This is a genomic window from Tardiphaga sp. GW822-FHT04G09 (assembly GCF_058800725.1).
The window spans coordinates 44,179-57,069 of sequence record NZ_JBXAMO010000006.1 but is presented as its reverse complement, the minus strand read 5'-3'; the positions used below and the strand labels follow the sequence as shown (position 1 = coordinate 57,069).

Here is a 12,891-nt window from a genome sequence, read left to right as displayed (position 1 = left end):
GTGCCGGGCGGGAGGAGTTTTCCCGTCCGGGATAATTTGGTCCTTTAGCTTTTTGCCGCAGCTTCCGCCGCCCTCGCAATGGTCACTTGTGGAACGTCGTAGGCCTCGAACGCGGTCCAGTATCGCTCGATATCCGCGCGGAACAAGCCGCGCGTCAGGCCATGCACCAGTTTCGGAATTGCCGTGGTCATGGCGTTGATCGATGACCCCGACGGCCCGAAGCTCATGGTGGACGCAATTGCGAAGAGATGGATGTCGGAGATCCACGGCGTTGCGCCGGGAACGCGTTCCATCAGCGCGTAATCGTCCGCGAGATAGGGGAAACGGCCGAGGCGTGGGCTGAGCTCGGTTTCCGGCGGCTGGTAGCGATCGTCCCAGGTCGCGATATTACCCGCGCAATTCTGCAATTCTCGGCGAGTCGAGAAATCCATGTCGATGCCGGTGCCGCAGATCACGAAATCTGCAGTGAAGGTACCCTGTGGTGTCTGTAGCGAAACCCGGTTGCCCATTTTTTGTGCCGATTGAATGGGCGCGTTCTCATGCAGATGAAAGCCCGTATGCCGTGCGCAGCGATCCCATGTCGGTTGCGGGAAACCCTCGCGCAGATCCATGAGACGCCGCATGAAGCGCCAGCGCCACGCATCGTCGAGTTCGCTGAAGTGGCGCAGCAGGCCGCGGAAGGTCAGCCAATGATAGGGCTGGACAATCTGCATCTCGGCACGCCGACACAGCAGATGCACCTCCGCGCCGGCTTCGAGCGCGGTCGCTGCGTTGTCGAACGCAGATGCGCCGGCGCCGATGACGACAACGGTCTTGCCGCGCAGGGCCTCGAAATCGATATCCGCGGATGCGTTGACGCAGAGTGACGATGGCAGGTGCTGGAGCTGCTCCGGAATCATCCAGTCGCCCATGCCTTCCTGGCCAGTCGCCAGCACGACCTTGCGCGCATGGATGACTTCAATGCCGTTGGTGCTCTGCACGGTGGCTGCAAGCAGGCCATTCGAAGCAGGCCCAATGTTGAGCACCTCGTAGCCATTGCGCACCGGCAAGCCGGTGATGCGCCTGAACCACAGGAGATAGTCCGCCCAGTGTCCGCGGGGGATGCGGTCGAGCGCATGCCAATGGTCCTTACCGAACATGGCTTCGTGCCATGATTGATAGGTGAGGGCGGGGATATCGAGATCTGGGCCGGTGAAGTGCTTAGGGCTGCGCAGCGTCGGCATGCGGGCATAGGTGAGCCAGGGGCCTTCGCGGCCTTCTGCGCTTTTGTCGAGAACGAGAATATTGGTGACCTGCGAGCGCAGCAGGCCAAAGGCCGCTGTGACGCCGCACTGGCCGGCGCCGACGATGAGCACGTCAACGGCGGGCGTGCCGTCCGGGGCCGACTTCGGCTGCAGCCACGGCATGTTCGGATGCGCGATCTTGTGGAGATCGTCGCGGACCTGCGCTTCGAGCGCCTTGAGCGCGTCGTTCATGCTGCGAGCCATCCGCCATCGACCGGCAGCACAGTGCCGGTGGTGAAGGACGAGGCATCGCTCGCCAGATGCAGCGCGGTCTGCGCGACTTCTGCGGCGAGGCCGAACCGCTTCATGGCGTGACGGTTGCGCGAGGCATCGCGCACGGGTTCCGGTTCCGCATGGCGTGCGAAGCTGCGGCGCAGCAGCGGCGTGTCGATCGCGCCTGGTGCAATCGCATTGACGCGAATGCCGTCGGTCGCAAAGTCCACGGCCATGGTGCGCGTCAGGCTGATGATCGCGCCCTTGGCAGCGATATAGGCGCTGTTGCCCTTACCGCCGGCAATGGCGAGTTGCGACGCCAGCGTGATGATCGAACCCTTGCCCTGTGTCTGCATCTGCGGGACGGCCGCGCGCGCCCACAGCCAGGTGCCTCCGACATTGGTGCGAAACACGGCGTCCCAGTCTTCGGGAGTCGTGGTGATCACGGTGCCGCCGCAGGAAAAGCCGGCCGATGTCATCAGCACGTCGAGCTGACCACGGCGCGCGACAATCTCACGCGTGACGGTCTGCGCGAAATCGCCGTCGCCGACATCACCGACATGCATCGAGGCGCTGTTCGCATCCGGGAGTGCCGCCAATGTCTCCTTCAATCCCGCTTCATCACGATCGACCAGTGCGACGAAGGCACCTTCCTGCGCGAACAGCATGGCACTGGCCTGGCCAATGCCGGAGCCCCCGCCGGTGATGATTGCGGTACGTCCCTGAAGTCTCATGTCATCATCCCTCACTATGCCGTGCTGACCAGTCGATCAGATCCGCGGCTGAGTCGGCGCAGCCGAATTTGGCGCGCCATCCGAATTCCTGTTCCAGCCGCGCGACCGAGAGCGGCGCGCGGTCGCTGTCGCTGTGCAGATCGATGGTCGGGGTTTCGCCGATGCCGGCCAGACGGCAAACAAAATCCGGATGGTGCTCTGCCAACTGCTGGCCCCATTCGAGCGCCGACCACGGCGAACTCGTCGAGATGTTGTAGAGGCGATGCTGGGTTCGCGGTGCCTCGATCAGCAGAGTTACGGCATCGGCGATATCGGGCGCATAGATCCAGTCCCGCACGCCGGAACGGACCAGAACGGCGGCGCTTTGATTGGCGTGCGCCGTAAAAATCTGCATCAGCGGGCTGAGCGTATCGCGCACGCCCGTTGCGCGCTCCCACGGTCCGAACACGGCGCTCAGCCGCACGCTGATGAAATCGGTCTGCCAGAGTGCGGCGAGGCGCGCAGCGACCTTTTCTGATGCGAATTTGGTGATGGCGTAGAGCGAGACGGGATCGCAGGGCAGTTCTTCGTCGAGAACAGGATATTTGAACGCGGAGGCGCCGTATGCACCGGCGGATGACAGGTTGATCACGCGTTTGACGCCATGGCGCCGCGCGGCGATCAAGATCGGCGTCTGCGCCATCAGATTAACCTGCAGGATGCTCTCGGGATCGGCGGCATCGCGCTCTGTGCCTGCGGTGATCGCTGCGCCGAGAACAACGGCATCGAAGCCGGTCGTGATGACGCCGTCGATCAGTGTTCGGTCGAGCACATCGCCGATGATCACCGAAAGCCTGTCGCCGTGATCAGCGAAGGCCCGCTGCGCCGCCGGTGGCAGCCCTGCGCGGTCGAACAGAGCGACTGTGTGGCCGTGCTTGAGCAGGGCTTCCGCGATATTCAGCCCGACAAAGCCGGTGCCGCCAAAAACGAGAATCTTCATCGATCAGCCTATGAACCGCGTCGCGGTCCTTCGCCCCTCTTTGGACCATCACGCTTCCTGCCCCAAGCACGTTTTGCAGGCGTGTGGCGCACAGTTGAGTGGCAGTCGGACGCGAGCAGCAATTTGACACGCCTTAAGCTTGTCGCATCTTGTGGCTGATGTCACTCACCGGAGAATTTTCGGTGATGGCCGCTTTCGGGATCGTCATCCGGCCCTATCCCGGCAAGGGCCGTATCAACGGCCGCGTAGCAGCGCACGATCGTCGCGCGCGCAGGCGGTGATGAATTCCAGCACCGCGCGCACCGGCGGCTGATCGACGAGGTCCGGATGGGCCAGCAGCCAGATGTCTGAGAGGCTGGTGAGTTTCTGCGGTGCGACGCGAACCAGATCCGGATGGGCGTCGCCGACAATGCATGACAATACGCAAATGCCGATGCCGGCGCGGACCGCCGCGAGCATGTCGGCTTGCGAGGAGCAGCGGATGGCGACGGTGGCGTCCTTGGTGATATGGTCACTCCAGCGCCCGAGCTCGGAATTCGTGGATTTGTCGGCAAAGCCGATGACCGTGTGGTCTTTCCAGGCCGCGCGCTGCTCGGGCAGTGGGCGTCGCGCCGCATAGTCGCGCGAGGCGTAGAAGCCAACCCCCAGCCGCGCAATTTTCCGTCCCGTGAGATTTTCATCGCCGGTCTGATAGAGGCGCAGCACGATATCGGCTTCGCGCTTGCGCACGCTGACCGGGAACGGGTGGGTCACCAGCTGGATCTCGACATGGGGATGCTGGCGGATGAACGCGCCGATATGCGGCATCAGCCAGAAATTCGCCAGCGTTGGCCCGATCGATACCTTGACCACGCCGCGTGCGCTCTGGCCCGAAGCGCCTGCAACCGCCTCGGCTTTTAGCGCAGCCTCTGCCATCGCCCTTGTGTTTTCATGAAACCGCCGGCCGCGCGCCGTCAGCACCAACCCTTCGTCGGAGCGCACGAACAGCTTGGTGCCGAGCTGCTTCTCCAGAGCCGCAATTTCGCGGCTGACGGTCGGGTGGCTGGTGCGCAATTGCCTGGACGCGCCGAGATAGCTCCCGGCGTCGACGACGGCATTGAAGGTGCGGCAGAGGTCCCAGTCCATGTGATCAAATCCGGAAGGTCGATTGTTCAAAATCGAACAACACGCGCACCCGGTCAACCCCTATAGTTCGGGTATAAAAATATAAGGAAACGCCCATGTCGCTCCCCAAAGCCCTCGATGGCACCCTCGAGCTGCCCGTGCTCGGCTCCCCGCTGTTCATCGTCTCCGGCCCCGAACTGGTCATCGCACAATGCAAGGCCGGCATCGTCGGCTCGTTTCCGGCTCTCAATGCGCGGCCCGTCGAGATGCTCGATCAGTGGCTGACGCGTATCGAGGATGAACTCGCGGACTACAAGGCGAAGAATCCCGGCAAGAAGGTTGCGCCCTATGCAGTCAACCAGATCTGTCACGCCTCCAACGATCGGCTGATGAAGGACATGGAGACCTGTGTGAAGCACAAGGTTCCGATCATCATCACCTCATTGCGTCCGCCTTCGGAGATCGTCGAGGCCGCTCATTCCTATGGCGGCGTGGTGTTTCACGACGTCATCAACGTCAAGCACGCGCGCAAGGCGGCCGAGCAGGGCGTCGATGGCCTGATTCTGGTATGCGCCGGTGCGGGTGGCCATGCCGGCACGTTATCGCCCTTCGCGCTGGTGCGCGAAGTGAAGCAGTGGTTCAAGGGCACGGTGCTGGTATCGGGCGCGATATCCGATGGCTATGGAATCGCATCGGCGCTGGCGCTCGGCGCGGACCTTGCCTACATGGGCACGCGCTTCATTGCGACCGAAGAAGCCAATGCCGACCCGGCCTACAAGAAGGCGCTGACCGAATTCGCTGCACATGACACGGTCTACACCAACCTGTTCACCGGCATTCATGGCAACTATCTCGGCCCGTCCATCGCTGCGGCCGGTCTCGATCCCGACAATCTCCCGGTGGCCGACAAGACCAAGATGAACTTCGGCTCGGGCGGCAACATGAAGGTCAAGGCCTGGAAGGACATCTGGGGCTGCGGCCAGGGCATCGGGCAGATTACCGATGCGCCGCCGGTAGCCGAACTCGTCGATCGCCTGAAGCGCGAATATGCCGAGGCGACCGGAGACTTTGCGAGACGGGCGCGCGCATAAGCGCGGCCCGATCAAGAAAAATAGGGAGAAGACGATCGTGACTTCAGTCATGTTGAGGACGCTTGGGCTGTTCGCCTTTGCCGTCTGCGTGAATGGGCCAACGCAGGCGACGGCCGACACCAAGGAAGAAATTAGAATAGGGCAGACGCTGCCCTATAGCGGTCCGCTGTCAGGCTTTGGTGCGATCGGTCGCACCCAGGAGGCCTATTTCGCCAAGATCAATGCGGAAGGCGGCATCAACGGCCGCAAAATCAAGTTCATCAGCCTCGATGACGTCTATTCACCGCCGAAGACCGTCGAACATACGCGTAAGCTGGTCGAACAGGACGAGGTGCAGGTCATGTTCGGCTCGCTCGGAACCGCGACCAACAACGCCGTGCATAGGTATCTCAACGGCAAGAAAATTCCGCAGCTCTTCGTGCTATCAGGCGCAACCAAATGGGCCGATCCGAAAAACTTTCCCTACACGATGCCCGGTATGGCGGCTTACGAATCCGAGGGCGTGATCTACGCCAAATATATTCTGCAAACAAAGCCTGATGCAAAGATTGCCATCCTGGCGCAGAACGATGATTTCGGCCGCGACTACGTCAACGGCTTCAAGCGCGGGCTCGGCGCCAAGGCCGCAACGATGATCGTTTCCGAAGCAAGCTATGAAACCAGCGCGCCGACCATCAGTTCGCAGCTTGCGACCCTGAAGGCGTCCAACGCCAACGTGCTGTTCGGTGTGGTGCTCGGGAAGTTCACGTCGCAGCTGATCAAGGGAGTTGCGGAACTGGGCTGGAAACCGGATTTGACATTCCTGCCCACGTCAGCGGCGTCGATCTCGTTTCTGGCGCCGGCCGGACTTGAGAATGCCGTCGGCATGATTTCGTCCAGCAACCAGAAAGATGTCAACGACGTTCAGTGGGCCAATGATCCCGGCGTGAAGGAGTTCTTTGCGTTCATGAAGCAGTATATGCCCAGTGCAGATCTCAACAATTCCAACTACTCTGCCGGTTATCACTATGCCACGCTGCTGGCGACTGTTCTCAGGGCCTGCAAGGACGACTTCAGCAGCGAGAACATCAAGCGCCAGGCGGCTTCGATCAAAGACGTTGAACTGCCACTGTTGCTGCCGGGCATTACGGTGACGACCGGCCCCGATGATTACCTGCCGTTCCAGCAACTGTTGCTACGTCGTTTTGACGGCAAGAGCTGGGTCGGATTCGGCAAGGTTCTCGACGATCAATAGCCCTGTGCTTGATGCGCCGCCGGGTATAATCTGGCGGCGCTATCCGCCATCCATGTCCTTCTTTATCGGAACACCATCATGATCGTCAGTGGCGACCGGACCATCAGCTATCCGGATATCATGCAGCGCATTGCCAAAGTGGCGACCGGGTTCAAGCTCCTCGGTGCGGGCGCCGGTGCGCCGGTCGGCATGATGTTGCGCAACGATTTCGCGCTGTTCGAGACGGCGTTCGGCGCCGGTGCGCTGGGCGCGCGCGTCGTCCCGATCAATTGGCATCTGAAGGGCGAGGAGGTCAGCTATATTCTCGCCGACAGCGGTGCAAAGCTGCTCGTCTGTCACGCCGACCTGTTGCCGCAGATCGCCGAGAGCTTACCCGAAGGATTTCCGATTCTGATCGTCCGCACGCCGCCGGAAATCGCGGCCGCCTATGGTGTTCCCGATGCGGCGACTGAACCACCCGCCGATTGCACGGATTTCGACACGTGGCGCGAGCAGCATGCGCCGATGGATAATCCGCCAAAACGCGCGCTGACCATGTTCTACACGTCGGGCACCACCGGCCGCCCGAAGGGCGTGACGCGTGCGCCGATGACGCCCGAACAGGCGGCGGCATCCGAGCGCGTCGGCGGTATCACCTATGGGCTAAAGCCGAACGAGAACCAGATCATCCTGATGAATGGGCCGATGTATCATTCGGCGCCGAGTTCGTACGGACTGATGGCGTTCCGGCATGGCAGCACGATTGTCCTCGAACCGCGTTTCGATCCCGAGGACTTGCTGCAACTGACCGAGAAGCATCGCATCACCAATATGCATATGGTGCCGACCATGTTCGTGCGGCTGCTGCGGCTGCCTGACGAGGTGAAGGCACGCTATGACCTGTCGTCACTGCGCTTCATCATCCACGGCGCGGCGCCATGCCCGATCCATGTCAAGCAGGCAATGATCAAGTGGTGGGGACCGGTGATCAACGAATATCTCGGCTCGACCGAGACCGGCGTGCCGATCTGGCATTCCTCGGAGGAGGCGCTGAGGAAGCCCGGCACCGTCGGCCGCGCCATTGAAGGCGGTGTCGTGAAGATCTTCGATGCGGATGGCAAGGAATGTCCGGTCAACGTGCCCGGCGAAATCTTCATGCGGCAGACATCGGTGCCGGATTTCGATTATCAGGGCCGCCCGGACGCGCGGGCCGAAGCCGGGCGCGACGGCCTCATCAGCGTCGGCGACGTGGGCTATCTCGACGAGGACGGCTATCTCTTCATGTGCGATCGCAAGCGCGACATGGTGATCTCCGGCGGCGTCAACATCTATCCCGCCGAGATCGAGAACACGCTGATCGGCATGGACGGCGTGCGCGATTGCGCGGTGTTTGGGGTGCCCGACGACGAGTTCGGTGAACGGCTGATAGGCTGCGTCGAGCTCGAGGATGGTGCGCAGATTTCGCCGGCGGATATCCAGGCCTATCTCAAGCAGCGGTTGGCGAACTTCAAGGTGCCGAAGGAAATCCATTTCCACGACGCGCTGCCCCGTGAATCGACAGGCAAGATCTTCAAGCGCAAGCTGCGGGATCTGTATGGAGCCGCCGCAGCGGCCTGAGGCGGGTTAAGAGATACAAAAAGGCGCGGGGCTCCTCACCCCGCGCCTTCGTGTTTTGGCGCGTCGCGATCAGGTGTTGATCCAGACCGCCTTAATGTTGAGATATTCGTCGATGTGTTGGACGCCGGACTCGCGTCCGTAGCCGCTCATCTTGTAGCCGCCGAACGGCACCGCGGGATCCATCGCCTGATAGCAATTGATCCAGACCGAGCCGGCCTGCAGGGCCTTGGCGAGGCGATGCGCCTTGCTGACATCCCTGGTCCAGACGCCGCTGCCGAGACCGAAGGTCGTGTTGTTGGCGCGCTGCACCAGTTCGTCCATATCGGTGAAGGAGATCGCGGAGATCACAGGCCCGAAGATCTCTTCCTGCGCGATCTTCATGGTGTCCTGAACGTTGGCGAACACGGTCGGCTGCACGAAGAAGCCCTTCGACAGTTCGCCGTCCATCAGGCGGCCACCGCCGGAAAGCGCCTTGGCGCCTTCACCGCTTCCGGTGGTGAGGTAGCCGGTGACGCGATCGAGCTGTTCCTTGGAGACCAATGGTCCGAGCTGGGTGTCGGGATTGGCGCCATTACCGACCTTCAGCTTCTTGGCGAATTCGGCGACGCGGCCGACGAATTCGTCATAGATTTTCTTCTCGACGAACAGACGCGTACCGGCGCTGCAGATCTGCCCGGAATTCGCGAACACCGCCATGGCTGCGCCGGGAACCGCGGCATCGAGGTCGGCATCCGAAAAAACGATGTTCGGCGACTTGCCGCCGAGCTCAAGTGACACGCGCTTGAGGTTGCCGGCCGAGGCGCGGATGATCGACTGGCCCGTGAAGTGGGAACCGGTGAAGGCGACCTTGTTGACGTCCATATGCGACGCCAGCGCGGCGCCGGCGGTTTCGCCATAGCCCGGCACGACGTTGATGACGCCAGCCGGGAAGCCGGCTTCCAATGCCAGCTCTCCGAGGCGCAGCGAGGTCAGCGGTGCTTCTTCCGCAGGTTTCAGCACGATGGTGCAGCCGGTCGCGATGGCGGGACCGATCTTCCAGATGCTTGCGCTGAGCGGGCTGTTCCACGGAATGATCGCGCCGACGACGCCGACGGGCTCCTTCAGCGTGTAGGAGAAGATCTCGCCCGGTAGCGAATTCTCGATGGTCTCGCCGTAGATCAGCGTGGCCTGGCCGGCATAGAAGCGCAGCATGCCGAGGATGCGTTGCTTTCCTGCGAAGGTGCGCATGACCGGCGCGCCCATATCGAGCGTATCGAGCAAAGCGAGTTCGTCGAAATTCTTCTCGACGAGCTCAGCGAATTTCAGCAGCAGCGCCTGGCGCTCATAAGGCTTGGCCTTGCTCCACGGGCCTTCGAAGGCCCGGCGGGCGGCGGCGACCGCGAGGTCGATATCCCTGGCGTCGCCTTCGGCGACAGTGGCGAGCAGTTCGCCGGTGGCCGGATTATGCGTTTCGAATTTCTTGCCGGACTGGGCGTCCTGCCATTTGCCGTCGATCAGCATCCGCTTGTAGGAGCCGTTCGCGTAGGGGTGCGCGGTGGCAGAGATTGGCTGCATCAAGCCCATAATGTGATCCTCCCGGACGTTTGATTGAAGTGTCGTTGTAGCGCGCGGAATATATCGTTTTCGCGAAACGGGTAAAGGCGGGGAACCCATCGCCACGCATGGGAGACTTGCCCGGAATTGAAGAAGATGCCGGAGGCAGCGGCCTTGGTGGCGGAATCCGGATCGGCGTCGTCGAAGGTCACATTGGCCGATTTTCCCCCCGCGACGCGCTGGTGAAATTACCGGCTATGCCGCGTCCGACACCGGTGCGATCAAGACCATCAATGAGGTGTTTGACGGCAAGAAGTCTTGGGCCATGCGCGGACGGACGCCGGTCCATGCGTTAGCGCTGTTGTGAGATGCGATCACGCGCGTTGATGTTATACGCAGTTGCCTGGAGTTGCCTCGATCTGGAGAACGATATGTCCCACGCCGCTCTGTCCCCCGGTTCCGTTGCCGTCATCACGGGAGGTGCGTCGGGCATCGGCCTTGCCGCAGCAACGGCGTTTGCGCGGCTGGGCCTGCGTATTTGCATTGTCGATCTCGGCGAGGATCGCCTGAGGGACGCGGCCGGCAAGATCGCCAGCGTGGCGCGCGGCGGACGTGACGATGTGATGACGGCCGCGGTCGATGTCAGTGACGTCAGCGCGATGATGAGGCTCGCCGCCGATGTGCAGGCGCGCTTCGGTGGCTGCGATGTGCTGATGAACAATGCCGGCATTCAAGTGCCGACTTCGGCGCTCGGCCCACGCGATAATTGGGAGCGGCTGCTCGGCGTCAATCTCTGGGGCATCGTCAATGGCTGTCAGGCCTTCGTTGCGGACATGATCGCGCGGAAGCGTCCGGGCCTGATCGTCAATACCGGCTCCAAGCAGGGCATCACCACGCCGCCCGGCAATCCCGCCTACAATGTCTCGAAGGCCGGCGTGAAGGCCTATACGGAAGCGCTGGCGCATGAGCTGCGCAATACCGGGGGGTGCCAGATCTCTGCGCATCTGTTGATCCCGGGCTTCGTCTTTACGCCGCTCGCGGCCGGTGGCCGCACCGAGAAGCCGGATGCGGCGTGGACAGCCGAGCAAACGGTAGACTTCATGATGCAACGGCTTGAAGCCGGCGACTTCTACATCCTCTGCCCGGACAACGACGTGCCGCGGGCGCTCGATGAACGCCGCATGTTGTGGGCGATCGGCGATGTCGTCGAGAACAGGCCGGCGCTGTCGCGCTGGCATCCCGACTATGCCGATGCCTTCGCAGACTTCGTCAAACGCAAATAGAAACCAAATAGAACAACAAGGGAGAAGCGCCGTGGACTACGTCAAGTTTGGAAACACCGGTCTGGATGTCTCGCGTCTGTGTCTGGGTTGCATGACCTATGGCATCTCCGATCGCGGCGCGCATGCGTGGACGCTGGATGAGGAGAAGAGCCGGCCGCTGATCAAGCAGGCGATCGAGCTCGGCATCAATTTTTTCGATACGGCGAATGTCTATTCGGATGGCACGTCGGAGGAAATCGTCGGCCGCGCGCTGAAGGATTTTACCAAGCGCGACGACGTGGTGCTGGCGACCAAGGTCTATAACCGCATGCGCAAGGGTCCGAACGGCATGGGCCTGTCGCGCAAGGCGATCATGACCGAGGTCGATCACAGCCTGCGCCGTCTCGGCACCGACTATATCGATCTCTATCAGATCCATCGTCTCGACAAGAACACGCCCATCGAGGAGACGCTGGAGGCGCTACATGACGTCGTGAAAGCCGGCAAGGTCCGCTATATCGGCGCGTCCAGCATGTATGCCTGGCAGTTCTCCAAGGCGCTCTATACGTCGCGCCTCAATGGTTGGACCGAATTCGTCAGCATGCAGAACCATGTCAATCTGCTGAACCGCGAGGAAGAGCGCGAGATGCTGCCGCTCTGCGCGGATCAGAAGATTGCGGTGATGCCGTGGAGCCCGCTGGCGCGTGGCCGCCTGACGCGCGCCTGGGATCAGACCAGCGAGCGCCAGCAGACCGATGAATTCGGGAAGACGCTCTATGTGCAGTCCGAGGAGTCGGACCGCAAGATCGTCGAGCAGGTGGCTGCGGTCGCCAAGGCGCGCAGCGTGCCGCAGGCGCAGGTCGCGATGGCTTGGCTGCTGCAGAAGAAAGGGATCACGTCGCCGATCATCGGTGCCTCGAAGCCGGCGCATCTGACCGATGCGGTGGCTGCGCTTTCGCTCAAGCTATCGGGCGAGGAGATCGCTGCGCTTGAGGCGCCATACGTGCCGCATGCCGTGGCAGGTTTCGGCTAGGACAACAAAGCCTCTGCGTACCGATACGGTGCGCAGAGGCTTTGTATTTAGGTCAGCTGCAGCAGCCGGCCGAGCTGCGCGGTCATCTCGCGGCGGGCGCGGCCGATCTGCTTGACTTCGATGGTAACCAAGTCCGGAAGTTCTTGGCCAGTAACTCGCCGGCGCGGTGGATGATATGTCGCCGCGGATGGCGGCCATAGCCGCCTTGGCGGTCCATGGTGTCAGACACCGGTGATTTCGCGATCAATGGACGGTTGCAGCGCAGCGATTGAGCGTGTGGCCGGGCGATTGCAGAAAGTCGCATGTGGATTCTCGGAGCCCGGAAAGGCGACCTTAACCGGTATTCATGCACGTTCAGGATGAAGCCGAGGACTCCGGTATCGTTTAATATTGATGCAACGCCTGGCCGATATTTGAAGGCAACCGAAAGCGTGGCAGGAGATTTTTTCAATGACCAAGCTAGACGCGGAAGTCGATGACCTCATCGCCGCCTGCCATGGCGACACCCGCGGTACCATTGCTGCGCTCATCCTCGTCAACCAGCAGCTCGAAACCGAACTGGCCGAGCTGCGTGCGCAGATAGCCGCGCGTCCATTGGACGAGCAGATGGTGCATGCCGTTCTGCACTGATTGACCTAGCGCAAGTGAATGCACCCAACTGTGGTGCATAAATTCAACCTCGGCTGGAATTCGGAGCGCCCCTCGGCGTAGCCTGTGATTCCCGGACGGAGGTTTGAATGCCCAGGCAATTTGGATTGAGAACGACATCGCTGATCCCACCGTCGGGGTCGGCGGCACAGTGCAGGAATGCGTCGGGCCTGATCGCATG

Annotated in this window: 11 protein-coding genes and 1 pseudogene; 6 read left to right on the top strand and 6 right to left on the bottom strand. The window is 61.8% G+C overall.

The annotated features are described in order from the left end of the window. Positions 1 to 44: 44 nt before the first annotated feature. The 4 genes from AC1RLZ_RS13130 to AC1RLZ_RS13115 form a co-directional block, all read right to left on the bottom strand. The gene (locus tag AC1RLZ_RS13130; protein WP_493188980.1) at positions 45 to 1,475 is read right to left on the bottom strand and encodes an NAD(P)-binding domain-containing protein; all 1,431 of its coding nucleotides are present in this window, start codon (positions 1,473 to 1,475) and stop codon (positions 45 to 47) included. Beyond that, positions 1,472 to 2,230, bottom strand: coding sequence for an SDR family oxidoreductase (locus AC1RLZ_RS13125; RefSeq protein WP_493188979.1), 759 nt, complete (start codon positions 2,228 to 2,230; stop codon positions 1,472 to 1,474). The genes AC1RLZ_RS13130 and AC1RLZ_RS13125 overlap by 4 nt, the downstream gene beginning before the upstream one ends. A gap of 4 nt (positions 2,231 to 2,234) precedes the next feature. Further along, a complete protein-coding gene (locus tag AC1RLZ_RS13120; protein WP_493188978.1) occupies positions 2,235 to 3,209 on the bottom strand; it encodes an NAD-dependent epimerase/dehydratase family protein in 975 nt (324 codons plus the stop codon). Positions 3,210 to 3,443: 234 nt separating this feature from the next. Further along, positions 3,444 to 4,334 carry a LysR family transcriptional regulator gene (locus AC1RLZ_RS13115; protein WP_493188977.1) on the bottom strand — a complete coding sequence of 297 codons (891 nt, stop codon included), beginning with the start codon at positions 4,332 to 4,334 and terminating at the stop codon, positions 3,444 to 3,446. A gap of 95 nt (positions 4,335 to 4,429) precedes the next feature. Between AC1RLZ_RS13115 and AC1RLZ_RS13110 the strand changes: the two genes are divergently transcribed. From AC1RLZ_RS13110 to AC1RLZ_RS13100, 3 genes are all read left to right on the top strand, one after another. Further along, positions 4,430 to 5,404 (top strand): NAD(P)H-dependent flavin oxidoreductase, encoded by a 975-nt coding sequence (locus AC1RLZ_RS13110; RefSeq protein ID WP_493188976.1) that lies wholly within the window; start codon positions 4,430 to 4,432, stop codon positions 5,402 to 5,404. Between the two features lie 49 nt (positions 5,405 to 5,453). Then, positions 5,454 to 6,638, top strand: coding sequence for an ABC transporter substrate-binding protein (locus AC1RLZ_RS13105; protein ID WP_493189134.1), 1,185 nt, complete (start codon positions 5,454 to 5,456; stop codon positions 6,636 to 6,638). A gap of 78 nt (positions 6,639 to 6,716) precedes the next feature. After that, entirely contained in the window at positions 6,717 to 8,234 is a 1,518-nt protein-coding gene (locus tag AC1RLZ_RS13100) for an acyl-CoA synthetase (protein WP_493188975.1), read from the top strand. Between the two features lie 69 nt (positions 8,235 to 8,303). Here the strand turns inward: AC1RLZ_RS13100 and AC1RLZ_RS13095 are convergent, their stop codons facing one another. Together AC1RLZ_RS13095 and AC1RLZ_RS13090 are read right to left on the bottom strand one after the other, a co-directional pair. Next, positions 8,304 to 9,797 carry an aldehyde dehydrogenase family protein gene (locus AC1RLZ_RS13095; RefSeq protein ID WP_493188974.1) on the bottom strand — a complete coding sequence of 498 codons (1,494 nt, stop codon included), beginning with the start codon at positions 9,795 to 9,797 and terminating at the stop codon, positions 8,304 to 8,306. 95 nt (positions 9,798 to 9,892) lie between these two features. Beyond that, positions 9,893 to 10,041, bottom strand: a pseudogene (locus AC1RLZ_RS13090) (aldehyde dehydrogenase family protein); the annotation flags it as partial. A gap of 157 nt (positions 10,042 to 10,198) precedes the next feature. Between AC1RLZ_RS13090 and AC1RLZ_RS13085 the strand changes: the two are divergent. The 3 genes from AC1RLZ_RS13085 (at position 10,199) to AC1RLZ_RS13075 (ending at position 12,692) form a co-directional block, all read left to right on the top strand. Then, complete coding sequence (locus tag AC1RLZ_RS13085) at positions 10,199 to 11,050, top strand: SDR family NAD(P)-dependent oxidoreductase (RefSeq protein ID WP_493188973.1); 852 nt, start codon at positions 10,199 to 10,201, stop codon at positions 11,048 to 11,050. A gap of 31 nt (positions 11,051 to 11,081) precedes the next feature. Beyond that, on the top strand, positions 11,082 to 12,062 hold the full coding sequence (locus AC1RLZ_RS13080; RefSeq protein ID WP_493188972.1) for an aldo/keto reductase: 981 nt from the start codon (positions 11,082 to 11,084) through the stop codon (positions 12,060 to 12,062). Positions 12,063 to 12,512: 450 nt separating this feature from the next. Then, a complete protein-coding gene (locus tag AC1RLZ_RS13075; protein WP_493188971.1) occupies positions 12,513 to 12,692 on the top strand; it encodes a hypothetical protein in 180 nt (59 codons plus the stop codon). The last annotated feature ends 199 nt before the right edge of the window (positions 12,693 to 12,891 follow it).